Origin of the sequence: Pantoea phytobeneficialis, assembly GCF_009728735.1 — a bacterium.
Taxonomy (GTDB): Bacteria; Pseudomonadota; Gammaproteobacteria; order Enterobacterales; family Enterobacteriaceae; genus Pantoea; species Pantoea phytobeneficialis.
In genome coordinates this window covers 160,165-184,748 of record NZ_CP024639.1, presented here as the reverse complement: position 1 = coordinate 184,748, position 24,584 = coordinate 160,165, and the positions used below count along the sequence as shown (strand labels likewise).

Below are 24,584 nucleotides of genomic sequence, written 5' to 3'. Positions count from 1 at the left end.
TTGCGGTAAAATTTCGACAGGAAATATTCCATTGCCCTGATGGCTGCGCAGAGCATTCTCTCTTCTTTATCTGACCGCTTTAACCTGTAACCACCACTGTATCCAGCGCACGAAGGGCAAAATCAATCATGGCGATAAGCTCTTCTCTGGATGATCCATCACGCGCCTGCAAGGAAATCGCCTGGGTTATGCCATAAAAAAACGCCGCCATTTGCCCAATATCGGTTTCTGCGGGAATGTCGCCGTCATGACGTCCACGTTCAATACGGGCGGTAATCGCCTCAACAATCTTGTGCCGTGCCTGCTTAAGGTACAGCCTTGCCTGTTCATTACCCGGCAGGCAATTCACTACACCGAGGATCAGCATACATCCGCCCGGTTGATGGGCGAGCGCAGCCTCAATACTGGTCAGGAACATATTACGCAGCGCCTGCCGCAGCGTTGGCGGCGTCTCCAGCGCCAGCCGCGACCCTTCTCCGACTGTCACCAGGTAATGATCCACCGCCTCACAAAATGCGGCTTCTTTGGACCCAAATGCAGCGTAAAAACTGGGCGGGTTAATACCTGCTGCGGCAGTTAAATCAGAGAGTTGCGCGCCTTCATAGCCGCGAATCCAAAAGACTTCCATCATCGCCTGTAAAGCCGCTTGCCTGTCAAAACTGCGGGGTCTTCCGCGAGAAGTCATAGCACACCATTTCTGTAAATATCACTACAAAATTATTGACTGCATCATCCAGCCGGGTTAGAACCAATTATATATTTTTGACTACAGAATAGAAGGCGCATGATGTCTGAACGACAACCGGTTGAGGTTATTGAGGAATTTTTGCAACGTGCGGCAACATCGCCAGATGTTTCAACCATTGCTGAGCTGGTCAGCGAGGAGGTTGACTGGTTCGTGGCGGGAGATGTGGCGGTTGTGCCGTGGATTGGCCGCAAGCACGGCAAAGCCGGTGCCGTCGAGTTTTATCGGCAGATCCGCGAGCAGATTAGCTCGGAACACTTTGAAGTCGGCGAGATGTTGGTGCTGGGTGGCAGAGTAATGATCCCCGGCAGGCTGGCCTCCCGGGTGAACAAAACCGGAAAACTGATCGAGAGCGAGTTCGTGCTTGATTTTACGGTGACTGATGGCCTGATTACGCGTTTTCGGCTGTTTGAAGACAGTTACGCTGTCGCACAGGCCTGTGTCTGAAACGCTGGTTAAGCTGACGGTTAACTTTTTTGCGGCGATTCACTGCTGTTCTCGCCACGTATCGCCTTTAACCCAGCCAGAGAAAAAAGTTTGAAATGCGCAGTCAGCGCTTGCGTCTGCATCGCGACAATTTCCTGCACCGGGCCAGGTATCCGGTTCCCGGCCACCATCAGCATCATGCAGGGTGCCACGACACTGAGCATGCAGGGAAGCAGGCGGGGATCATCCTCTGCAAGACCGGCTGCCTGCGCAACAATCCGCCTGACTGACTGAATTTTTCCTGCACCTTCTGAGTTGATAAAATCACCGAGTTGTACCGAAGGAGACAACAGTTCTCGTGCAAATACGCGTCCGTGCCAGTCATCCGGATTGCTGAGTTTCGCCAGAAACGTTTCCAGAAACACACCCAGTTTATCTTCAGCGGGAAGGTCTGATGCCGCTAACTGAGCAAGCTGATCACCATCCAGGTAATGATGATGAGCCAGTGTCAGCACAGCCAGATATAGCCCATCTCTACCGCCAAAGTGATAGTTGATCGCTGCCAGGTCAACATTGGCTTTTTTGGCGACCTCTTTGTTAGTGGTCTGAGCAAACCCCTTCTCAGCAATCAATTCCCCTGCTGCCTCCAGAATGCTCTCGCGGGTGATATCTCCATCGCTGCGTCGTGCTCTGCCCATTATTCAAAATGCCCGGATAAGTTATTTATGACCATAAGGGGTTTATTATCACACAATTAAAGTTTAAATTAAATTTAAACTAAGCATCGAAGAGCGTCAGGACGCAATGCCCATGAACAAAAAAATCATCGCTGGAGGGATCGTGGCGGTTCTCATCGTTGTCGCAGGCGCTTTCTGGTTGTTTGGCAGAAACAACCAGAATACGGGTCAACTGACACTGTATGGCAATGTCGACATCCGTCAGGTCTCACTGGCATTTGAGAATAATGGCCGTATCAGTACGGTTGCCGTTGATGAAGGTGACCACGTCAAAGCCGGGCAGATTCTGGCTACGCTGGATACCAAAGCGCTGGAAATTCAGGAACAACAGGCTGTGGCGCAGTTGGATGTTCAAAAGCAGACCGTTCGTGAACAGCAGGCGGGCGCGCGTCCGGAAGAAATCGCACAGGCGAAAGCGCAACTGGCATCCGCTCAGGCACAACTGCAAAAAGCCACTGAGGATATCACCCGGATCCAGCGGATTTCAGCCACCACGGGTGGTAAAGGTATCAGCAAGCAGGAACTGGATATGGCCAGAAGTTCCCTGCTCATTGCACAGGCGAGTGTGCAAGAGCGGCAGGCTAACCTCACGTTAATGGAAAAAGGGGTTCGAAAAGAGCAGCGTGAGGCATCGGTCGCTCAGGTCCGCGCCACGCAGGCCCAGCTGGCACTGATGCAGTACCACATTTCACAGGCCGAGTTACGTTCTCCTGTCGACGCTGTGGTACGTGCCCGTCTTCAGGAGCCGGGTGACATGACCGGACCTCAGAAAGCCGTCTTCACTCTGGCACTGAGTGAACCCAAATGGGTTCGGGTATGGCTGAGCCAAAATGATCTTGGCCGGGTGAGGTCAGGCATGCCCGCCCAGATCAGGACAGACTCCTTTCCTGATAACCCCGTGCAGGGCAAAGTCGGCTTTATCTCTTCTGTCGCCGAATTCACCCCAAAATCGGTTCAGACCGAGGAGCTACGAACCAATCTGGTTTACGAAGTGCGAATTGTTGCTGAAGACCCGAATGATGTATTGCGTATGGGACAGCCTGCAACGGTCACTATCAACACTCAACCAGAGAAACAACATGATGCCCCTCACTGATCGTCAGGACGTGGTGGTGGCTCAAGATTTAGTGCGCGAGTTTCCTGCCCCTGGGAAAAATATGCCAGACCTGCGAGCGCTGGATGGACTCACGCTGAGGATTCGTGCCGGTGAAGTGACGGCGCTCGTCGGGCCGGATGGTGCTGGCAAAACCACCTTTCAACGACTGATCGCCGGACTGTATACCCCCACATCGGGTACCCTGACAGTTCTGGGGACCGATGTAGTTGCTGACCCGCAATCTGTGCAAAACCGCATCAGTTATATGCCGCAACGATTTGGTCTTTATGAGGATCTTAGCGTGCAGGAGAATCTTGACCTGTATGCTGACTTGCATGGTGTCCCAGCCGGGGAAAGGCAGTCACGTTTTGCCCGTTTGCTGGCTATTACTGACCTTGAACGTTTCACCGCTCGCCCGGCAGGAAAGCTGTCTGGCGGTATGAAACAGAAACTGGGTCTGGCCTGTACCCTGGTGCGCTCCCCGGATTTATTGTTGTTGGATGAACCCAGTGTCGGCGTTGATCCGCTTTCCCGTCGCGATTTATGGAAGATTATTGAGCAACTTGTCCAGGAAGAAAATCTGAGCGTTATCATCAGCACAGCTTACATGGATGAAGCTGAACGATGTGCTCAGGTTTACATTATGGATCAGGGTAAAATTCTCGCCTCTGGCACACCAGACGAGCTTCGACTGGTCGCCAATGGCAGCACATGGCAGGCAATTCCTGCATCAGGCATCAAATCACGAACCTTGCAGGCACATTTACTTGAACAGCGGGAAAAGATTGCTGACGCCGTCCCTAAAGGGGATGCCGTAAGGTTTATTTGTCAGTCCCCTGAAGACACATCGACCCCTGCCGGGATAAACGCTACACCACGCGAACCTGAGCTTGAAGACGGCTTCATGCTGTTGCTGCATCGTGCACAATTGAAGGAACACCCCTCAACATTCTCTGCCCCGGTGAAGCCAGAAATGGTGTCATCCCGTGATTCCGCAGATGACAGTGATAACCCTGTCATCCTTGTAAAGGATCTGGTCCGTAAGTTTGGTGATTTTACTGCGGTTGCCAGCACCTCTTTTGGGGTAAAACGTGGGGAGATTTTCGGTCTTCTCGGACCGAACGGCGCTGGAAAGACCACTACCTTTCGCATGCTGTGTGGACTACTGCCTGCGACCAGTGGTCAGCTGGAAGTCGCCGGAATGAATCTGCGAACCGCAAGAGCAAAAGCGCGTGCCCGCATTGGCTATGTGTCGCAAAAGTTTGCTCTGTACGGCAATCTCAGCGTCAGGGAAAACCTGACATTCTTTGGCGGTGCTTATGGCTTGTCCGGGGACGTGTTAACTCGACAAATTGAAGCCTCTCTTAAACAGTTCAAACTCAATCCTGATGCTATCAGTGGTGAATTGCCGGGTGGGTTTAAACAACGTTTGTCGATGGCTGTCGCATTATTGCATCAACCCGAAATCGTCTTTCTTGATGAACCCACCAGTGGTATCGACCCGCTGGCCAGACGCCTTTTCTGGTACACCATCGGAGAGCTGGCCGATAAGGGGATCACCATCATTGTCACCACTCACTTTATGGAAGAAGCCGAGTATTGCGACCGCATAGCGATTCAGGATGCAGGAAAAATGCTGGCACTGGGTACCCCAGGAGAAGTACGACAGTTTGCCGGGTTGCATCACGATGTCGATATGAATACGGCATTTATTGCGATTGTCGAGAATGCACGAGCCAACGCCATAGAGAGAGGGTCATCACATGCATGACTCCACATTCGTTCATCGTCTTATCTCGCTGACACGGAAAGAGACACGCCAGTTGGTTCGTGATAAAAGCAATCTGGCCGTGGGTTTCCTGTTACCCGTGGTGCTAATTCTTTTATTTGGTTACGGTATTTCTTTCGACCTTGCCAATGCCCGTGTTGCTGTCGTTCAGGAACAACATACTCCGCAAAGCCATCAGGTGATTAGCGCATTGCAGGGAAGTCGCTATCTGTCAGTGCAGGAGTATCCAAACTTCGTTACGGCGCAGAGGGCGCTGCAACAGGGGAAAACGGATGCCATTGTCCGTATTCCTTCAGATTATGCGCAGAGTAGTAGCGTCGGCACAGGACAGTTGCAGGTAATCCTGAATGGGGCGGTGACCAGCGTCGCATCTGCCGCTCAGAATTACATTACCGGGGCACTGGCCGTGCAGTCTGCCGTTGAATCAGACAGGCAAAATACCCCCTCGGTGGTGGGTTCTGTTTCCATCGAGCAGCGTATGTGGTTTAACGAAGCCAGCAACAGCACCTGGTTCATCGTTCCTGGGATCATTGTCCTGATTCTGACGCTCATTGGTGCTTTTCTTACCGGGTTACTGATAGCCAGGGAGCGAGAACGGGGAACGCTGGAAGCGTTGTTTGTCACCCCGGTTCGCCCACTGGAACTTGTACTCGCCAAGCTTGCCCCGTATATGGTGATAGGCACGGTTGACCTGATGATGTGCCTTCTGGCTGCACATTATCTTTTCGACGTCCCCATCCGTGGCTCTCTGTTCGCTATCATCATCGCCTCTTTGCTCTACCTGCTGGTGGCACTGGGTATGGGGCTGGCAATTTCTGGGTTTGCGCCGAGTCAGTTCATGGCAAGTCAGGTGGCACTGATTGCGAGCTTTATGCCAGCCATGATGCTGTCAGGATTTGTCTTTGATCTTCGCAATTTGCCGGTGGCAATCCAGGTAGTCAGTCAGATCCTGCCTGCCACACATTTCATGTCTCTGATAAAAACGCTTTTCCTGGGGGGGAATGACTGGCCATTGTTTTTCCGCCAGTGCGGCATTCTTTTGCTTTACGCAGTGCTGCTTATTAACGCTTCGCGGATCTCACTTCGTAAACGGTTGAGATAAAAAGATGACGAATTCATTAATACAGTGGCTGCGACATATCAGCTTTCTGATAAGAAAAGAAATGCTGACGATCATCAAAGAACCCGCCAACCGGGTGATCCTGATTGCACCGGCATTTTTGCAGGCCGTACTCTTCGGTTATGCCGCAACCTATGATGTCAATCATGTTGACTACGCCGTCCTGGATCAAAGCAGAAGTCAGTCTTCCATCGAGATTCTGTCGCATCTTGATGGCACCGGTGTTTTTAACCGTACGGCGACCCTGACTTCATCTGCCCAGATAGCGCAGACTGTCATGGACGGTAAAGCGCTTATGGTACTGACTTTCCCACCCGACTTTGAGGATAAACTCAACCAGGGCTTAGCCTCCCCCATGCAGGTAATTTTGGATGGGCGTAACTCTTCAACGGCCGGGGCCGCAGCGAGTTATATCTCTGCGGTAGTCACTGGCTTCAATCAGAGAAGTGCTGGCCCTTCTGCCATGAACGTCGTGGTCAGAGCCTGGTATAACCCAAATTTTGAGTCTCGCTGGGGAATAATGCCTACTCTGATTGCGGCCCTCAGCATGATTCAAACCCTGTTACTTTCTGCTCTGTCTGTCGCCAGAGAACGGGAACAGGGAACATTTGATCAGTTGCTTGTGACCCCTTTTACACCCATGCAGTTACTGGTTGGCAAAGCCATACCACCTGTATTGGTGGGCCTGGTACAGTCGACGATAATTTTACTGATCATTCTGTTCTGGTTCCGGATACCGATGAACGGCTCGTTTCTGGTGCTCTACACCGGCCTGTTGTGCTTCAACATTGCTGCGGTTGGTCTGGGGCTGTCGATTTCGGCTGTTTCCATCAATATGCAACAGGCGATGCTTTACACCTTCTTGCTGATTATGCCGCTCATGCTGCTTTCCGGGCTGCTGACACCGGTACAAACCATGCCTGACCTGCTCAATACCCTCACCTATGCCAACCCCTTGCGCTTTGCCATCGATCTGGTGCGCCGGGTCTATCTCGAGGGAGCCGGATTCGCTGATATCGCCTTTGATTTTATTCCAATGCTTGCCCTGGCTGTTGTCACTATGCCGCTGGCTGCATGGTTGTTTCGTAACCGACTGTACTGATGCAGGAATGAAGATGAATCTCAGTGTTTCCCACTTAAATCGTCCTGGGTTGTCCGTCGTGGCAACGTTGCTGACGATGATACTCGTTAGCGGTTGTACCGTTGGTCCTGATTTCAAAAAACCAGAGCAGAAAGCTCCGGCTGACTGGACAAGCTGGCGTAGTGCTGATCCTGCGTTGCTTAATGTTCCCGGTGCCGCTGCGGTAGCGGATAACCAGTGGTGGAAAAGATACGATGACCCCACGCTCAATGTGCTGGTTGAAAAGGCCTTAACTGCCAGTCCTGATATCAGAACTGCCGCGCTTCGGTTTGCCAGCGCACGCGCACAGCAACACATCACGTCGTCGCAACAAACGCCAAATGTCAATGCGACAGCCAGTATCACCCGCAATCAGCAAAGCGAAAACAGCCCTTCGACCAGAGCGTTAAAAGAGGTGCTGCCAAATCCGGATGAGCTCATCACGTTGATGACCGATCCCTACAACTGGTATCAGGGAGGACTGGATTTTAGCTGGGAAATTGACTTCTGGGGGCACGTCCGTCGCGCCATTGAGGCTTCCGAAGCTGACAGCGCCGCGCAGCAGGCACAGCTTGAATTTGCCAGATTGAGTATTGTTGGTGACGTGGTTAACAGTTACTGGACTTTGCGGGGGATTCAGCAGCAAATCAGCCTGGCAAAAGATGATGAAAGAGCACTTGATGAACGTCTGTCGTTGATTCGAGCACGAACGTTGAGTGGTGCACAGGATAATACGGATCTTGAACGGCAACGCAGTGAACTGGCAGCGACGCGGGCAAATCTTATTGAATTACAGGCACAGGAGGGTGTGACGACAAATCAGCTTCTTCTGCTGCTGAATGAACGTCCTGGTGCATTGAAAACGTTGCTGCAATTCAAACCTGGCAGCTTACAGGCAGGCAATCTGCCGCCTTTACAGTTAGGTATCCCCTCAAAGGTCGCGTCAAACCGACCTGACATCAAAGCTGCGGAAGCACATCTTCATGCTGCCACAGCCAGAATTGGCGTGGCTGAAGCAGAACTCTACCCCAGTATCACAATCGGTGCCCAAATTGGGATGGATACCTACAGCGCGGGTAATTTCGGTGAATGGGGCAGCCGCAGTTGGTCCGTTGGCCCAAGCCTCAATTTACCGATTTTCGATCGAGGACGGCGTAAAGCGACTGTCGTATTGCGGGAGACTGATCAGCAACAGGCCGCTGTCGATTATCAGAAAACTGTCCTGAGAGCGTGGCAGGAAATTGATGACGCTTTGAGTCGCTATAGCGCAGCCCAACAAAAACTCGCTGAACAACGAACGCGGGCTGAGAGTTCTGCTCAGGCGCTGGCCTTGATTGAGGCACGCTATAACGGCGGATTAACCAGTTTTATTAATGTCCTGGATGCCCAACGTAGCGATATTCAGGCACGTCAGGCATTGGCAATGAGCCAGCGGGATCTTAAGACGGCATGGGCGGCGGTGAATCGTGCTGTGGGTAACTATCCACGTTAATTCACACCAGCAACGTTATACACCGCGCTGATGTTGGGATCATCACGTAAGATTTGAGAATACCTCCACCACCACAATTAATCTAAATAGCAGGAAATGAGAAAGTTAGATCCCGTTGCCGGACTGGTAAAACAGAAAACGATCTGATTTCATAACAATGATGAGCTTTCTTTCATCATATCGTCGAGCTGAAATCAGCAACATGGAGAGCAATATGGGGATTCAACGCGTTCGCAGCTTCCTGCAAACACACGCACCAGAAATTACCGTGACCGAGTTGGAAGCACCAACTGCAACCGTGATTCAGGCGGCCGAAGCATTTGGCGTTGAACATGGACAAATCGCAAAATCGTTGTCCTTCCGGGTTAATGACCAGGTCGTGCTGGTGGTTATGGCGGGCGATCGTCGACTGGATAACCGAAAATACAAAGAATTTTTTGGTGTGAAGGCGCGCATGCTGGCAGCCGATGAGGTGGAGATGCAAACGGGCTTTGCTCCGGGTGGTGTCTGCCCATTCGGCATCAACCCGGAAGTTAACATTTACTGTGATGAAAGCCTGCTCAGTTATCCTGAAGTGCTGCCTGCGGGCGGCAATGCACGCTCAGGGGTGCGTATCTCACCCGAAAAGTTGGCCAGCATTACCGGGGCCAAATGGGTGAGCCTGAGTGTTGATGTAAACCAGAAACTGCCCGGGTAAGGGTAAAGTCATTTTAATTATCTGTAGCATCAATCTCAGTACCCGACAGAATCAACGCTATCTGGAACGGATTTCTTTAGAAATCCGTCAATCTGGCCATGAGATGCCCTCATGCTTTGTTCAGTTTGCCGCCAGCCACTCTGCCTGATCAATTTATGAAATTTATACGCTATTGGCATTTTCCCGCCGATCCGCCGCGTTTTGCCCCTATCCGGTGATACATCCGTCACAGTATAAATGGAACTCATACCTTGAAAAGCGAAAGCCACCTGCTTTCCAGTGCCGCTTAAAGATACCCTGACCGAAGGATAAATAAACCTCTACGATACGATCAGATTTTGGGAGCCTCGAATGACAAACCATTTAGCCGAGCCATGTCATGATATTGCACACCTGGCACATGTTGAGATGTTCTCAAATAAATTTGAGGAAAGCCTGGATTTCTTTGTCAACGTGTATGGTCTCACTGTCTCTGCGCAGGATGAGAACCATGCCTGGCTCAGGGCATGGGATGACTACGAATTCCATACCCTGAAACTGACGCGCCACTCAACGACAGGTGTGGGCCATATCGCCTACCGCGCCAGTTCAGAGGCCGCGTTGATGCGACGGGTGGCGGCGATCGAGGCCAGTAAATATGATGTTATTGGCTGGGTTGATGATGAACCTGGACATGGACGTGCTTTTCGCTTCTCAGATCCCTTCGGACACGTATTTGAAATCTATTACGACACGGTACGTTATCAGGCAGATGCGGCTGAGCGCCCTTCATTAAAAAACTTAGCGCAACGCTATCATGGCCGCGGCGCTTGCCCACGTCGTCTCGATCATCTCAACCTGCTGGCAGCCGATGTGAGCGAGTTTAAAACCTTTATGGAAACCTGCCTCGGCTCGCGTGTCACCGAAATGATTCAGCTTGATAACGGACGCATCGGCGGTTGCTGGTTCACGATCAATAATAAAACATACGATCTGGCCTGCACCGAAGAGCATGGTGGGGGTAATGCTCGTCTTCATCATGTCACCTATGCGACAGATACCCGTGAAGATATTTTGCGTGCCGCGGATATCTTTCTCGAAAATGGTGTACATATCGAAACCGGACCGCATAAGCATGCCATTCAGGGCACATTCTTCTTATACGTATGGGAACCTGCTGGCAACCGTGTTGAGCTGGCAAATTCTGGGGCACGGCTGATTCTGGCTCCTGACTGGCAGACAGTCGTCTGGACGGAAACCGAGCGTAAAAAAGGACAGGCATGGGGCCTGAAGACGATCGAAACTTTCCATACTCATGGCACACCACCAACACCGAAACAACTGGAAGAGTGACAGGCTTGTGCTGCGCGGCTACCAAGGCTGCTGTCGTTAAAAATCGACCATACAGAGAGTTTTTGATGCGAAGGTACGGAAGGTTTTAGGTTTGAAATTTTAGCCATTGGGAATCTTTTAACACCAACAAGATATCATCGGGTCTTGCCCTGAAGTCATGGCCTCCGAGCCATCAGGGCAATTCCAATAAAATAATTTACTCGCAAGATTTTACACCTCAAAAAAATCAACCTTGCCACCCACGAGGTGATACATGCTGCCAACAATTTTAATCTTTTTCTCGTCTTCCAGACTTTTCAGCACCGAGCTATTTTTTCGAATATTTAAAATCGTCATTTCGACATTTTGCCTGGCAACCGCATCAACAAAATCGTAATTACTGCCTTTACGCTCGCCACTGTATTTTGTTTTTTCAATTGCGGGTTTAATTTCATCGAGCAACCCCGTCAGATTGCCTAACTCTGCATTATCAATTGCGCCCCGAACAGCACCGCAGCTGGTGTGGCCCATAACCAGTACTAACTTCGCTCCGGCAACTGCACAAGCAAATTCCATGCTACCCAAAATGTCCCGGTTGCTGATATTGCCCGCAACGCGAGCATTAAACGTCTCCCCTATCCCGGCATCCAGCAAAATCTCAGCCGGTGCGCGCGAGTCAATGCAACTGAGGATCACTGCTGCCGGATATTGACCCGCAGCGCTGCTGCGTTTCTGCGCCAGAAAATCATGTTTTGCAGGACGGTTTTCCCTGAAACGCGCATTGCCCTGCCTGAAATGCTCAATAACCTGATCAGGCGTCATCGCATCGCGTTCTGCTTTGCTAAGCGATGCTGCCAGGCTGATAGTGGGCACTAATAAACCTGCCAGTCCAGTGATCGAGAGAGCGGATACAGCAAGGGTATGTTTCAATAATATCCGACGTGATGATTGATTCAGGGGGTTATGGCTCATCATGTACTCCTTGCAAGGTTGAAATGTATCATTTCAGGCAAGCCTGACTCATCCTCTCGCAGAGGGAGTCACCACTTCATACCTGATTTACACGGCGTTATTCGGTCTGGTTTCGGGAATAAATAGCCTTAGTGCTGTTAATGCCCGGTGAAATTAAAAATGTCGACATCCAATGATATATCAGCCTGGCATAAATTGCGCTTTCATCACCTGTTAAAATAAAATCAAATAATGCAGTGGCATTTTCTTGCGTTGTTTCCCTGAAAATAGATTTACCTGGTTACACTGAGCCTGCCACTGCCATTATTTGTGCATTTACTTATTTTTCAGTCATATAATTATCGCCCAGACTTAGAGATAAATATAAAATCAGTACCAATGCAGAGTTGGGGGTAGGAAAAATTTTTCTGAGGGAAATTTATTTAAAGCGAACCGCTAACGAAAGCCTTTCATCGGCTTGCTGAGTGAGATATCAGCCATTAAGCATCTTGTCACACCAAACGACTGACATTAAATTAACAAGGCTGAATCCATTTATACCCAACATAAGACGTTGTGCGTGAGCGTTGTTTACAGCTCCGGGCAGCATGCCATTGCCGAAAAAGGTTCTGCCAAATGAACCTTTTCCGATCCAGACCGCTCAACGTCGTCCTCCAGCCCCTTACATTTGCATCAATAAGTGTTGAATACGCTCAGCAGTCAGCGTGAGATGACGATACATGGCCTGCGAAGCCGCCTCCGCATCTCCTGCTATAACGGCATCACATATCGCAATATGTTCAGGTAACGTGGTGAGGAAAGGCTCCTGCAATTGTGAGGCGATGGTATTCTGACACCACTCAATCTGGCTCCACATCTCCTGCATCATCCGGGTTAATCGGGCATTGTCGCAATATTGTAATGCCAGCTTATGGATCAACAGATCTACTGCTGGCAGCGATTGCTCAACGTTCTGTTGATGCAGTTGTTCCCCCGCCTGGAGATAGAGGGCGCGCGTTTGCTCGGCCTCTGCACGCGGAATATTGGGCGTCGCCAGGCGAATGGTGGCACTCTCCAGCGCAATACGCACATCAAACAACTCTTTGACATCTCTGGCATTCAGCGTTGCCACAAACACACCGCGACGAGGGAAGATCTCCATTAACCCCAACGCTTCTAATTTTCGCGCCGCATCGCGTACCGGTGTGATACTGATGTTCCATTGCGTCGCGTAGTAACCGAGATCAACACGCTGTCCGGGGGTTAATCGGCCAGAGATAATCTCCTGACTCAGTGCATCGACAATTTGATTGCCGAGCGTTTCCAGAGAAATCGCGGGAAGCGCATCAGTTTGCGTTTTTGTCATTATTGTCATCCAATACATCGCTCATTAAGCGGCTTACCGTCAAACCGGCTGAAATCTTATATATCAGTCTACGTAGCGATTCTGGGTGAAACAAGTCCACCCATTTTCTGTTACGCGCGGTCGTGGTGGATATGGCTGTACACCGACACCGCGATAAGAATAACAAAGCCGTTGATCGCATTTTGCACATAGGGCGAAATCAGCAGGATATTCATTAAATTACTGAGCGCAGCCAGTAGCAGAACACCCGAAATCGCATGTTTGATGCCACCAAAGCCGCCAGACAAACTGATGCCGCCCACCACCAGCGAGGCGATGGTGGTCATCAGCATATCCCCGCCCGACGCGGCGGCAATATACCCGGTACGACTCAGGAACATGAAGCCCGCCACCCCAGCCGCCAGCCCGCTCAGCATATACACGCACAGCCGCACGTTGTTCACGGCCACGCCTGAGTAATGGCTGGCACGCGCATTCGCGCCGATAGCGTAAAGTTTTCTGCCAAAACGGGTGCGATTCAGCATCCACCAGGTTATCAGCGTCATGGCGATAAACAGATAAATGGGTGCAGGTAGCCCAAGCCAAATGCTATTGCCGAAGTGGGTGAAAAAAGGATCAGGGTAATAAATCGGCGCTCCGCCGGTGGTGAGCAGAATGATGCCTCCCAGCAGCAATGTGCTGGCCAGTGTGGCAATGAACGCAGGAATATGCAGCCGCGTGACCATCAGCCCGTTCAGCAAACCAAACAGTAAGGCCGTCAGAAATCCGGCGATAATCGCTGGCCATAAACCGATATAAGGCAAGCCGCCCAGCAGCATCATCGATTGTTGTTCCGAGCCGGCTCCGCCCATGATCACCGCTGATAGGATCAAAATGCCGACCATAGAGAGATCCAGGCCGCCAGAGATCACCACCAATGATTGTCCCAGAACCAGCACACCCACAATCGATGCCTGGTAAGCAATGGTGATTAAGTTATCGGGCCGGATAAAAACGCCCCCGGATACCGCAGTCGCCAGGATGATAAAAGCGATCAATACCACCACCGTGCCGTTGTCTTGCCAGAAGGCCGGATTGCGCAGATTCAGGCCCGTTTTCGCCGTTTGCGTTGTCATCATCTTCTCCTACACCTTTTCTGCACGCATGACCGTCGCGCCGACCACGGTGATAATGACCAGCGCTTTCACAATGTCCTGATAGAAGGGATCGAGGCTCGCCAGGTTCATCACATTGGCGATGGTTTGATAAATAATCACCCCCATCATCGCCTTGAGGATATTGCCTTCACCACCAAACAAGCGTGTGCCACCGATGACGATCGCCGCGATCGAATCCAGCTCCCAGCCTTGTCCCACATGGGGAACCCCGGATGAAGTGCGCACCACCAGCATCAGCCCGGCCAGCGCGGAGAGCGCACCGGCCAGGGTGTAAACAATGATTTTATGGGTTCGCACACCGATCCCCGCCAGACTGGCGGCACGTTCATTGCCACCAATGGCATACAGATTTCGGCCAAACCGCAGTGACCGCAGCATCCAGTAAAGTAAGCACGCCGCTATCAGCCAGGTCAGCACCGGCAGGGAAAGCACGGAAAAACTGAATTTGTAAGCGGCCAGTTTAGCCATCGGCACCGCAACGCTTTTCTCCGACACCACGAATGCCAGACCGCGCGCAATACCCATTACGCTCAGGGTGGCAATCATTGGCGGCACACGGCCCCATGTGACAGCAATACCACTGAGCAGACCCAACGCTGCGCCAGCCAGGCAGCCTGACATCATGCCCAACCCGGTTGAAACCGGAACCGTACTGGCAAAGATCACCGAGGAGAGCGCCAGAATGGCCGCGACGGAAAGATCGAAACCGCCGACCAGCACCACCAGAAACTGGGCGCACGCCAGAATGCCGAGTATCGACGCCTGGTTGAGAATGTTACTGAGGTTGATACTGGTGAGAAAAACCGGCGAGATGATCGAAGCCACAATCGCCATTGCCACCCAGATAAACACCAGCGCCCAGGCAGAAAACAACTTCCTGAGTATACTTTCACCGGGGAGACGTTCCAGGGTCAGCGTCTCCTTTTTGTTAAAGGTCGTCGAATTCATGCTTCCTCCGGTTGCGGCATGCTGGTGGCAGCCACCGCAAAAGACATAATCTCTTCCTGACTGGTTTCCGCGGTGTTGAGTAGCGCCGTCTGACGACCTTGCGCAATCACCAGGACGCGATCGGAAATGCCCAGTACCTCGGGTAATTCAGAGGACACCACCACCACGGTGACGCCGGTTTGCGCCAGTTCGTCAATCAGACGGTAGATTTCGGCTTTGGCATTCACATCTACCCCGCGCGTCGGCTCGTCCAGCAATAACACCTTCACACCGGCTGCCAGCCATTTACCGATGACGATTTTTTGCTGATTACCGCCAGATAAGCTCCCCGCCTTCGCCTGCCCTGAAGGGGCTTTAATGGCTAACTGCTTGATAAGGCGATCGCTGACCGCGCGCATTTGGCTGCGGCTGAAATGCAGGACATTGCCCAACCGATTGATGATGGGATAGATAAGGTTGTCGTTGATGGCGCGGTTGAGGACAAGACCACTTTCGCGGCGTTCCTCTGGCACCAGTCCCAGGCCCAGCCGGACCGCGTCCCGTGGATGGCGTATATTGACCGGCTTACCGTCGATGGCAATGCTGCCGTTATCCGCCTTACGCAGGCCAAACAGGGTTTCGAGTAGCTCACTACGTCCGGCACCAATAATCCCCGCGATAGCCAGCACTTCGCCTTTATTAACGCTGAAGTTTATCTCTGCAAATTCACCGTGGCGCCCCAACCCGGAGACCTGTAATCCGACCTCCGCCGTTTTACGGGAACCTCGGGGGAACTGCTCGGCCAGCGGTCGTCCAACCATCGCTTTAATGATGTCGCTGTGACTGAGCGCGGCAACATCGGCCGTCAAAATGTAATGTCCGTCGCGCAGCACGGTGAGACGGTCGCCAATTGCGGTCAGCTCTTCCAGCCGGTGAGAGATATAAACAATCCCCAATCCCTGTTGCCGCAACTTACGTAACAGCACAAACAGGTTCGCGACCTCATTGTCGGTGAGCGAAGCGGTTGGCTCATCGAGGATCAGGATACGGTTATTATGGCTGAGCGCTTTGGCAATCTGCACCAGTTGCTGCTGGGCCGGAGCCAGGCGATCCACCCGCGTATCGGGGGACACGTTAAGGTCAAAATTGCTCAGCAGTTTCCGGGTGTTGTCGCGTAAGGCGGCATGATCAACGCGCCCCATACTCAGCATCGGTTCATGGCCGATATAGATGTTTTCCGCCACGCTCATGGCAGGGATCAGGTCCAGCTCCTGCCAGACAATACCAATCCCGTGATCGAGCCGGGTTTTGGCATCCAGAACGGTAGGTTTCTCGTCAATAAAGATGGTGCCACTGTCCGGTTGTGTTGCGCCGGTCAGAACGCGCATCAGCGTCGATTTACCCGCGCCGTTCTCGCCCACCAGACAATGGATCTCGCCCGCTAAAACGTCAAAATTGATTCCACTTAACGCTTTCACGCCAGGATAGGTCTTTTTTATAGCTTCAAGTCTGGCCAGTGGTTGCATGTGAGGTTGCATAGTGCAGTTCCAGGTGTTGTCGCCAATGAGGAAAGCAGGCAGCCCACTTGGCTACCTGCCATTAACGGGGTCAGCAGCAGCCGACACCCATTGCCTTCAACTCCTGGATACGCAGCGGTAAACGCGCCCGATGTTGATCGGTATCGCGCTGGAAAATCTCTTTAGGCACGTATTGCGTCTTCGGTTCAATCGGTTTGCCCGCACGGAACAGCTTGAAGACCTCCAGAGCTTTTTCGCCAAAGAACGGCGGCGTTTGTACGCTAAAACGCGCCTCACCGTTGATCATGGCTTGCAGGCCATCAACCGTGCCATCTTTGCCCCACAGATAGCCCAGTAACTCGTTTCGGCCTGCCGCTTTGATGGCCTGGATACCGCCAATCATCATGTCATCACTGTCAAACACGATGCCGTCAATTTTGCCTTTCGGGAAAGCCTGGAACAGGTCTTCCACACACTTGCGCCCGGGTTCTCGCGAATAAAGTCCGTCGCAGCTGGCGACGAATTTAATATCGGGATACTTACTCAGGACGTTATCCAGCCCTTTTTGTTCGTCAACCACCGGCGATGCGCCTTTGTTGCCGGTGATATGCAGCAAGTTGCCTTTGGGTGCGCCGTTCTTCTCGGTCAATCCTTTCACCACGTCTTTCGCCACCAGCTCACCGGTATCGACAAAATTGGTGGTGAGGAGCGCGAGCCACTTGCCTTTACCGGGTTCTCCGGGAAGTGCCCTGTCCACCACAATCAATGGCACATCTGCCTTGGTGGCCATATCCGGCACCGGTGCCAGCGGCTCATACTCGATAGGGGCCACGATTAACAACGCCGGTTTGCGCGCCAGCAAATCTTCAATATCGGAGATCTGTTTGGCGGGATCGGAATTTGCGTTGGTCCAGACAAAGTCGTAACCCGCATCCTTGAAGGTTTTTTCCATATCTTTGGTGTCCATGACGCGCCATTCGTTTTCCATACCAGCCTGGGAAAACGCCACCAGTTCTTTTGCCCAACTGGCAGCAGAAGCTGAAAGCAGGGCGAGCGTCATTGCGCCAGCGAGGGCGTATGTTGTTGTATTTTTCATTTTGACTTCCTCGGGTGTAGGGTAGGTTTGGTGTTGGGAAGTTGTTCTCAGGTCATCAAGAATCCACCGGTGACATTTAATGCCTGACCGGTCATCGCACTGGCGGCGTCGCTGGTGAGAAACATCATGGCGGCCGTCACTTCATCAGCAGTGACAAAGCGCTTCATCGGGGCCGCATCCTCCCAGGCTTTACGCATGTCACTCAGGCTCTTACCTTCGGCTTCGGCCTGACGCACCATCACGTCTTCAATGCGATCACCTTCAATCGGCCCTGGACAGACAGCGTTGACGCGGATGTGGTCATTGACCAACTCCAGTGCGAGCGTTTGATTCAGCCCCAGCAGTGCCCATTTTGAACAGACGTAGTCGGCACGATAAGGTAATCCCCGGCGAGCCACATTAGAGGCGGTGATACCAATAGCCCCACCACCGCTGGCTCGCATATGCGGGATTACCGCCTGCGTCACCAGCATGGTGCCGGTAAGATTGATATCCAGCGTTTCACGCCATTGTGCCAACGGCATGTTTTCCACCAGATTGTAATGCCCGTTAAAACCGGCATTGTTAATCAGCACATCAATACGTCCTTCAAAGAATGCGGCCGCCTGTTGCATTACGTCCTGAACGGCAGCCTGGTCACGAACATCGGCCTGAAACGCCACGGCTTTCTGACCCAGTGCCTGCACTTTTGCCACGGAATCACTGGCATCGGCAAAATCGATAATGGCAATGCTGGCCCCTTCGCGCGCATAGGAGGTGGCGATAACCTGACCCAACCCGGCGGCGGCACCGGTGATAAGCACGTTTTTTCCCTGATATCTCATGGTTGATCTCCTCAATATGAAAACTGGCTAAGAATGTCGTTGCGCACCGTGACGCCCAGTCCTGGCGCATCAGGCACGGCCAGACAACCATCAACCAGCTCAAAACGCTGGTGAAGCAGGTCATCACGCAACGGGTTATGTTTACGATCGAACTCAATCACAGGCTGATTTAGTAGAGGGAGTCCATTCGCGGTAAACGGGAAAGGCGGAATAATTGCGACAGCCTGCAACGCGGCAGCGACGGCGATACCTGAACCCCACACATGCGGCACGGTGGCTACGCCCCAACTGTTAGCCAGCGCCAGGATTTGCGTGAAGGCGGTGAAGCCGCCGCAGACGGCCAGATCGGGTTGAACAATGTCCACACAACCACCCGCGATAAAATCACGGAAGCCATAACGGGTGAATTCACACTCTCCACCTGCTACCGCAATCGGGTTTTCAGCGCGTACCTTGCGGTAACCGTCGCGATCCTCGGGCACCACGGGTTCTTCAAAAAACAAGACCCCCAGTTCCTGCATCATCCGTCCCATACGCACGGCGGTCGCCGCGTTGTAGGCGTGATTAGCATCCACAAGCAAACCAATATGCGGGCCAACCGCTTCTCTGATGGTACGCAGCCGGGCAATGTCATCTTCCAGCGATAGCAACCCAATCTTGACCTTTAGCAAACCGAATCCGGCATTGGCATAGCCTGCGGCCTCAGCCTGCAAGGAGGTTAAAATTGAGGGCAAATCATGGAAACTTTCCGGGTAATAACACCCGGTGGCGTAGGCGGTGATTTTGTCGCGAAAGCGCCCACCCAGTAATTTCCACACCGGCAACCCTGCCGCCTGCCCGGCGATATCCCACAGCGCGATATCAATGGCAGAAAGCGCTTCTATATAGGTGCCTCGCTGACCGAAATCCCGTGAAAAGGCGTACAGCTCCTCCCAGATACGTACCGGCTCGCAGGGATCGCGCCCGAGGATCCGTGGGGTGAAAACGTGGTCAACCACTGCGGCGACCGGTTGCGCTGGCCCATATTGTCCCCCTTCTCCCCAGCCGACTAACCCGGTATCGGTTTCGATCCGCACCAGATAGCTGTTTCTTTCCGGAAAGGCCGCCTGCGATGAATAGAACGTTTTATCGCCCAGCGGCACACGCAAAAGATGAGACGTCACTGATGTTATTTTCATTGATAAGTTACTCATGAAGGAAAGTGGCAGAACGCTGCGCGGTGCAGCGCGTTAACGATGAAACCGGTGTTCTCGCTGCCCCCGGACGCCAGGCCTGAAAGCAAAGACACTGCCAGCGAAGGGCTGCTGCTGGCGCTGATCCTCGGTTAGCCCCCACCAGGCGGAAGTAATAAACAACACATCCCGCTGGGGGCCACCGAATGTCAGGCAGGTCGGGTTGTCGATCGGGAGAGAGACAATGCGATCGATGGCACCGTCCGGCGAATAACGCACGATACGCGCCCCACCCCATTGCGCATTCCACAAGTACCCTTCTTCATCCACCACTGATCCATCAGCCAGACCAGGCTGTTCGGCAAGGTCGGCAAACAGGCGTGGTTCACCGACTTCACCGGTGTCCGGGTTATAGGGATAGGCGTTGATGGTGCCCTCCGGCATATCGGTGAAATACAGGGTTTTACCATCCGGGCTCCAGCAAAGTGAGTTTGCACATGACACATGTGGCAAACACAGGCTGACCTGGTTGTTGCCTTCCCAGCGCCAAAGCGCGGAATGCGGCAACTGTGGTGAGCCTTCATGCATCCCGCCGCAGAGAAAACGTCCGGCGGGATCCACCCGACCATCATTGAGCCGGGTGTCAGGCACGGCAGACTCAACATCCGCGCACCATTCAACCGCGCCAGTAGCGGTATCCATCATCCCAAACCCTTTTTCCAGCGCCAGCGCAATCCCCGGTCCTTCACATAACGCAATGGCCCCAACCCGCTGTTGCATAGCATAGATACGTGGAGATATTTGCTGTCCGGGTGCCCAGCACCACACTTCACGGGCATGAATATTCGTCCACCAAAGCTGGTTGGTTCGGTCATCCCAGAGGATGCTTTCACCCAACACGTTTTGGCAGTCAAGAATGACTTGAGGTGACTCGGTAAGTTGCATCGCTAAATTATCCGATCAGGTGACATGTTAGATATAGTAAGTATCAAATCTGATATATCAGGCAAGTCAATTTGTGAACAACTTGTGATAAATGTGATCGTGATGGCGATTTTTTATGCGGGGAACAGCAAGGTGGTCAGATGCTCAGGAGGGGGCGAAACCGGTGAAATGTGCGTCAGTCGCAGAACGCCCCTCTCATACCGGGAAAAATGATACGGTGAGAGAGGACGCTTTCAATTTTTGGCTATGTCAGTGCCATGAGTGAGAGATTTACCGTTTCTGATCTTTCACATCAGAAAGTTTTGCAACCAGGCGCTTGCCCAGTTCAAGTGCAGATGCCGGGTTTTGACCCGTAATCAGCTCCCTGTCTTCCACAACATGACTTTGCCATTTTTGCGGAGCAGAGATAAATATTGCCCCGGCATTGGTCAGTGCTGTCTGCGGGGTAAATTTCATTTTCCCCTCCTCAAGCACCGCGGCACTGGCATCTTCTTCCGCGTTAGTGAATGACGTCATCCGATATCCGGAATAAATCCAGCCTTGCGCTTTTGCCCCCGAATGCTTTTCCAGGCGCTGAAGGTAACTCTTCGCCTCAGGTAATGCGGAAATCAGTGCGACAGGTCCATGACAGAGCAGCACGGTCGGTTTACCCGCCTGATGGAAAGCACGTAACAGCTTACCCATTTCCGGGCTGCCAGGCAGATCCTGCATTGGCGCATGACCGCCAGGAACAAATACCGCATCAAAGTGGCTATAACCAATCTGCTCAACCCGGGATAAGCTGATCACAGGCGAGTGCACCGGATCGGTCAGCTTAAGACTGTCGAGCAGCTTGAGGTGTGTCTCCAGTGCCTTTTCATCCCCGCCAAAATCTTTCGCATTGACGGAGACTTTGTCCATAGTTGGCGCTTTCCCTAAGGGCGTTGCAAATGTCAAAGTATCCCCGGCGTCAAGCAGCAGTTTGACCGGCTGCATCAGCTCATTAAGAAAGAATCCCGTCGGATGAACTTTTCCACCTTGCAGTTCAAGCTGATCTGCATCTGAAAGCACGACAAGGACATGAGCAGCAGAAGCCCAGGAACTGGCCGTGGTTAATGCCACAGCCAGCAGCATTTTCTTCATCATAACGATTAAATCTCAGTTACCCTTCAAGGCGTTGAGAATGGCTTTACCCACACCTGTTGCCGACTGCGGGTTCTGGCCTGTAATCAGGTTTCCGTCCACCACCACTTTTTCGTGCCAGTTCGCCACACCGTGATGATGTGCACCACGCTGTTTCAAAGTAGATTCCAGCAGAAAAGGAACCGTATCCGCCATGCCGACTTCCTGCTCTTCGGTATCGGTAAAGGCCGCTACATTTTTACCCGCTACAAGGTACGAGCCATCGCTGAGTTTCACATTCACCAGAGCAGCCGGGCCATGACAAACGGCGGCGACGATCTGGCCATTCTCATACATCTCTTTTGTAATATGTTTAACCGCGTTGCTATCCGGGAAGTCCCACATCACACCATGACCGCCAACGTACATGATGGCGCTATATTTGCTGCTGTCCGCTTTATCCAGGGTGAGAGTGTTGCGGATATTTTCCCGGAATGCCGGGTTTTCCCAGTAATGTTTATTGATTTTGTCTTCGAGGTCGATGCCATAAACCGGCGGTTCTCCCCCCAGGATTGAAGCAAACTCGGTGGCGATCCCGGCCTCATCAAGCACATGAAGCGGGTGGGTTAATTCAGGCAGATAGAATCCGGAATCGTCGTGGCCTTTTCCCAGATCTTTGTGGCTGGTCAAAACAAATAATACGGGTTTAATAGCTGACATGGTTTACTCCATTACGTCATTAATTAATTTAAATCGGTGTGATATCAGGTTACAGCTTAATAGTCGTTGCACCACTGAAGGTGGGATAATCTGTATATCCCTGCTCCGCTCCACCATAATAATATTTATGGTCGGGTTCACTCACTGGCCAGCCATGACGATAACGTTCAACCAAATCGGGATTGGAGATATATTTCGCACCGAATGCAGCCAGATCAATAATATTATTATTAATCATCTCGTTGGCTTTATTCAGGTCCATACCCCCCGCAAGGATTAATGTTCCATTATAAGCCTGACGGAATTTTTCAAGAAAACCATCGGGCATCGCAGGTGCGCCACGGCTGGCTTGATCCATAATATGGATATAGGCGATATTGCGATGACTGAGTTCATGCGCCAGTGCCAAAAACGTTTCTTCTTCTTCGGCAAAATCCCCCAGCTCATGCAAACGCCCAAAGGGTGATAGCCGGATACCCACGCGGTCAGCACCGATTTTGGCTATACAGGCGTCAACAACTTCAAGCGCAAATCGCAGGCGGTTCTCCAGCGTGTCAGAACCATAACGATCCTGGCGATCATTCACCGCACCATTCAGAAACTGCTCAACCAAATAACCATTTGCACCGTGAATTTCGACACCATCAAATCCAGCTTTTACTGCGTTGACAGCGGCGTGGGCGAAATCTTTAACCACCCGTTTCACTTCTTCCGTGGTGAGTGCATGGGGTTTGCTGGCAATAACAAAATCCGGCTCTCCGGCATCATTAAATCCAAAGGCTGAACTCTTCGCCGCCTGGACCGCCGTGGAGCTGACAGGGGGCTGACCATTCTTCTGAAGAGAAGTATGACTGATGCGACCGACGTGCCAGATTTGCGTAAAAATCAGGCTGCCACCGTCATGAACACGCTGCGTAACCTGTTGCCAGCCGGCAATTTGCTCATCGTTCCAGATACCGGGACAATCGACAAAGCCATTGCCCTCCTGGGAGATCGGCGTTCCTTCCGTCACAATCAATCCAGCATCGGTGCGTTGTGCATAGTAACGTGCTGTCGCTTCGGTCGGTATATTGCCCGGCGCACGAGCGCGGGTCATGGGAGCCATGACCGCCCGGTTTTTAAGGGTATTCCCCGCTAACTGGTAGCCATCAAAAAGACTTGTCATTAGTGTTTCCATCTTCTGAGTTGGAAAGACCAGGAGAATAGCGAGAGTTTGCTATATGTAAAACATCGTATTCTCTATAACGACTATATTGATAACTTATATCAGAACGGGGATTTTCGACTACACGCCAGAAACCAGGTGGGGTTCAGACGTCAGGGATAAGATATTCGGCCTTTGGCCAACCTCAAACAATAAGGCGCGAATCCACTGATGGGCCACATCGCGGTGAGAACGTTCATGCCAGGCCATCGTAAGATTGAACCCCGGCACGTCTAACGGTAACTCAAACCGGGCAAGAAAGTCATAAGCACAGGTCAGGCGGTAAGGGACAACAGCAATCATATCCGTCGTGCGTAACACCTCGGGTAGCACGACATAGCTGTTTACCGCCATACCGATCCGGCGGTGGTATCCTTTTTCAGCCAACCGTTGATCAATGTCATCCTGGAATTGCCCGGTCGAAGACACGATGACATGTTCAGGTTCGCAGAAATCATCCAGTGTCAGCGCGTTTTTGGTGGCGACCGGATGATCCGCTCGCATCATGCAGACATAGCGTTCCTGATATAATGTTCTGAAATGTAGCTCCTCTGGGGTTGCATCATGTCTGACGAGCGCAATGTCGATATCACCCCGCTCAAACTGACCGGACATTCGTTCTGCATCAACCGGAATGACAGCCAGGCGAATGCCTGGTGCGCGCTTTTTCAATACTGACATAAAGGGTAAAACCACGGCTTTCAACGCGTAATCTGTTGCTGCCACGGTGATATCCATTTTCGCGGTGTCGGTATCGAACTCTGCGGGCTGCGATAAAAGCGCGATATTCGACAGAATCTGACTGACAGGCAAAGCGAGTTCCATCGCTCTGTTGGTGGGGATCATTCCCCGTTGCCCCCTGACAAAAAGCGGGTCGCCGAAGTATTCACGTAACCTTGTCAGCATCAGGCTCACAGCAGGCTGCGAAAGCGATAACTGTTCTGCCGCCCGTGTCACACTGCGCTGTTCCAGCAGCGCGTTCAGGGCTTTGAGAAGATTAAAATCTAACGCCTGCAAATCCTGTTTCATTTTTTACCAGCATGGATGAATGTTTAGAAATGAGCGAAGAAT

General features: G+C 52.1%; 23 protein-coding genes. 8 read left to right on the top strand and 15 right to left on the bottom strand.

Annotation, left to right across the window (positions count from 1 at the left end; all coding sequences use genetic code 11):
- Positions 1-79: 79 nt before the first annotated feature.
- Positions 80-631 carry a TetR/AcrR family transcriptional regulator gene (locus CTZ24_RS24845; RefSeq protein WP_303464584.1) on the bottom strand — a complete coding sequence of 184 codons (552 nt, stop codon included), beginning with the start codon at positions 629-631 and terminating at the stop codon, positions 80-82.
- Positions 632-784: 153 nt separating this feature from the next.
- On the opposite strand from CTZ24_RS24845, the gene CTZ24_RS24840 reads away from it, so the two are divergent.
- Positions 785-1,192, top strand: a complete 408-nt coding sequence (locus CTZ24_RS24840; protein ID WP_235056576.1) for a nuclear transport factor 2 family protein — start codon at positions 785-787, stop codon at positions 1,190-1,192.
- Between the two features lie 20 nt (positions 1,193-1,212).
- Here the strand turns inward: CTZ24_RS24840 and CTZ24_RS24835 are convergent, their stop codons facing one another.
- Positions 1,213-1,869 (bottom strand): TetR/AcrR family transcriptional regulator, encoded by a 657-nt coding sequence (locus CTZ24_RS24835; RefSeq protein WP_208726896.1) that lies wholly within the window; start codon positions 1,867-1,869, stop codon positions 1,213-1,215.
- A 112-nt stretch (positions 1,870-1,981) separates the two neighbouring features.
- On the opposite strand from CTZ24_RS24835, the gene CTZ24_RS24830 reads away from it, so the two are divergent.
- The 7 genes from CTZ24_RS24830 to CTZ24_RS24800 all read left to right on the top strand — a co-directional run bounded on the left by CTZ24_RS24830 (position 1,982) and on the right by CTZ24_RS24800 (position 10,554).
- The gene (locus CTZ24_RS24830; RefSeq protein WP_208726895.1) at positions 1,982-3,004 is read left to right on the top strand and encodes an HlyD family secretion protein; all 1,023 of its coding nucleotides are present in this window, start codon (positions 1,982-1,984) and stop codon (positions 3,002-3,004) included.
- Positions 2,988-4,775 carry an ATP-binding cassette domain-containing protein gene (locus CTZ24_RS24825; protein WP_208727086.1) on the top strand — a complete coding sequence of 596 codons (1,788 nt, stop codon included), beginning with the start codon at positions 2,988-2,990 and terminating at the stop codon, positions 4,773-4,775. The genes CTZ24_RS24830 and CTZ24_RS24825 overlap by 17 nt, the downstream gene beginning before the upstream one ends.
- Entirely contained in the window at positions 4,768-5,895 is a 1,128-nt protein-coding gene (locus CTZ24_RS24820) for an ABC transporter permease (protein ID WP_208726894.1), read from the top strand. Before CTZ24_RS24825 ends, CTZ24_RS24820 begins: the two co-directional genes overlap by 8 nt.
- Positions 5,896-5,899: 4 nt before the next feature.
- Complete coding sequence (locus CTZ24_RS24815) at positions 5,900-7,015, top strand: ABC transporter permease (protein ID WP_021183915.1); 1,116 nt, start codon at positions 5,900-5,902, stop codon at positions 7,013-7,015.
- A 13-nt stretch (positions 7,016-7,028) separates the two neighbouring features.
- Positions 7,029-8,525: an efflux transporter outer membrane subunit gene (locus CTZ24_RS24810; RefSeq protein ID WP_208726893.1), complete on the top strand. Its 1,497-nt coding sequence runs from the start codon at positions 7,029-7,031 to the stop codon at positions 8,523-8,525.
- A gap of 214 nt (positions 8,526-8,739) precedes the next feature.
- Positions 8,740-9,222, top strand: a complete 483-nt coding sequence (locus CTZ24_RS24805; RefSeq protein WP_208726892.1) for a YbaK/EbsC family protein — start codon at positions 8,740-8,742, stop codon at positions 9,220-9,222.
- Between the two features lie 351 nt (positions 9,223-9,573).
- Positions 9,574-10,554, top strand: coding sequence for a VOC family protein (locus tag CTZ24_RS24800; RefSeq protein WP_208726891.1), 981 nt, complete (start codon positions 9,574-9,576; stop codon positions 10,552-10,554).
- A gap of 210 nt (positions 10,555-10,764) precedes the next feature.
- Here CTZ24_RS24800 and CTZ24_RS24795 read toward each other — a convergent pair whose 3' ends face one another.
- From CTZ24_RS24795 to CTZ24_RS24735, 13 genes are all read right to left on the bottom strand, one after another.
- Complete coding sequence (locus tag CTZ24_RS24795; RefSeq protein ID WP_208727084.1) at positions 10,765-11,505, bottom strand: carbonic anhydrase; 741 nt, start codon at positions 11,503-11,505, stop codon at positions 10,765-10,767.
- Between the two features lie 661 nt (positions 11,506-12,166).
- Positions 12,167-12,850, bottom strand: a complete 684-nt coding sequence (locus tag CTZ24_RS24790) for a GntR family transcriptional regulator (protein ID WP_208726890.1) — start codon at positions 12,848-12,850, stop codon at positions 12,167-12,169.
- 110 nt (positions 12,851-12,960) lie between these two features.
- A complete protein-coding gene (locus CTZ24_RS24785) occupies positions 12,961-13,968 on the bottom strand; it encodes an ABC transporter permease (RefSeq protein ID WP_021183893.1) in 1,008 nt (335 codons plus the stop codon).
- 6 nt (positions 13,969-13,974) lie between these two features.
- Positions 13,975-14,955 carry an ABC transporter permease gene (locus CTZ24_RS24780; RefSeq protein WP_208726889.1) on the bottom strand — a complete coding sequence of 327 codons (981 nt, stop codon included), beginning with the start codon at positions 14,953-14,955 and terminating at the stop codon, positions 13,975-13,977.
- A complete protein-coding gene (locus CTZ24_RS24775) occupies positions 14,952-16,472 on the bottom strand; it encodes a sugar ABC transporter ATP-binding protein (protein WP_208726888.1) in 1,521 nt (506 codons plus the stop codon). Before CTZ24_RS24775 ends, CTZ24_RS24780 begins: the two co-directional genes overlap by 4 nt.
- Positions 16,473-16,542: 70 nt before the next feature.
- Positions 16,543-17,547 (bottom strand): ABC transporter substrate-binding protein, encoded by a 1,005-nt coding sequence (locus CTZ24_RS24770; RefSeq protein ID WP_021183890.1) that lies wholly within the window; start codon positions 17,545-17,547, stop codon positions 16,543-16,545.
- 47 nt (positions 17,548-17,594) lie between these two features.
- The gene (locus CTZ24_RS24765) at positions 17,595-18,371 is read right to left on the bottom strand and encodes an SDR family NAD(P)-dependent oxidoreductase (protein WP_208726887.1); all 777 of its coding nucleotides are present in this window, start codon (positions 18,369-18,371) and stop codon (positions 17,595-17,597) included.
- 11 nt (positions 18,372-18,382) lie between these two features.
- Positions 18,383-19,549: a mandelate racemase/muconate lactonizing enzyme family protein gene (locus CTZ24_RS24760; RefSeq protein WP_208726886.1), complete on the bottom strand. Its 1,167-nt coding sequence runs from the start codon at positions 19,547-19,549 to the stop codon at positions 18,383-18,385.
- A gap of 51 nt (positions 19,550-19,600) precedes the next feature.
- Positions 19,601-20,488, bottom strand: coding sequence for an SMP-30/gluconolactonase/LRE family protein (locus CTZ24_RS24755; RefSeq protein WP_208726885.1), 888 nt, complete (start codon positions 20,486-20,488; stop codon positions 19,601-19,603).
- A gap of 270 nt (positions 20,489-20,758) precedes the next feature.
- Positions 20,759-21,619 carry a type 1 glutamine amidotransferase domain-containing protein gene (locus CTZ24_RS24750; protein ID WP_208727082.1) on the bottom strand — a complete coding sequence of 287 codons (861 nt, stop codon included), beginning with the start codon at positions 21,617-21,619 and terminating at the stop codon, positions 20,759-20,761.
- A gap of 6 nt (positions 21,620-21,625) precedes the next feature.
- Positions 21,626-22,309: a type 1 glutamine amidotransferase domain-containing protein gene (locus CTZ24_RS24745; RefSeq protein ID WP_208726884.1), complete on the bottom strand. Its 684-nt coding sequence runs from the start codon at positions 22,307-22,309 to the stop codon at positions 21,626-21,628.
- A gap of 49 nt (positions 22,310-22,358) precedes the next feature.
- Positions 22,359-23,474 carry an alkene reductase gene (locus tag CTZ24_RS24740; protein ID WP_208726883.1) on the bottom strand — a complete coding sequence of 372 codons (1,116 nt, stop codon included), beginning with the start codon at positions 23,472-23,474 and terminating at the stop codon, positions 22,359-22,361.
- A 120-nt stretch (positions 23,475-23,594) separates the two neighbouring features.
- On the bottom strand, positions 23,595-24,542 hold the full coding sequence (locus tag CTZ24_RS24735) for a LysR family transcriptional regulator (protein WP_208726882.1): 948 nt from the start codon (positions 24,540-24,542) through the stop codon (positions 23,595-23,597).
- Positions 24,543-24,584 lie beyond the last annotated feature (42 nt).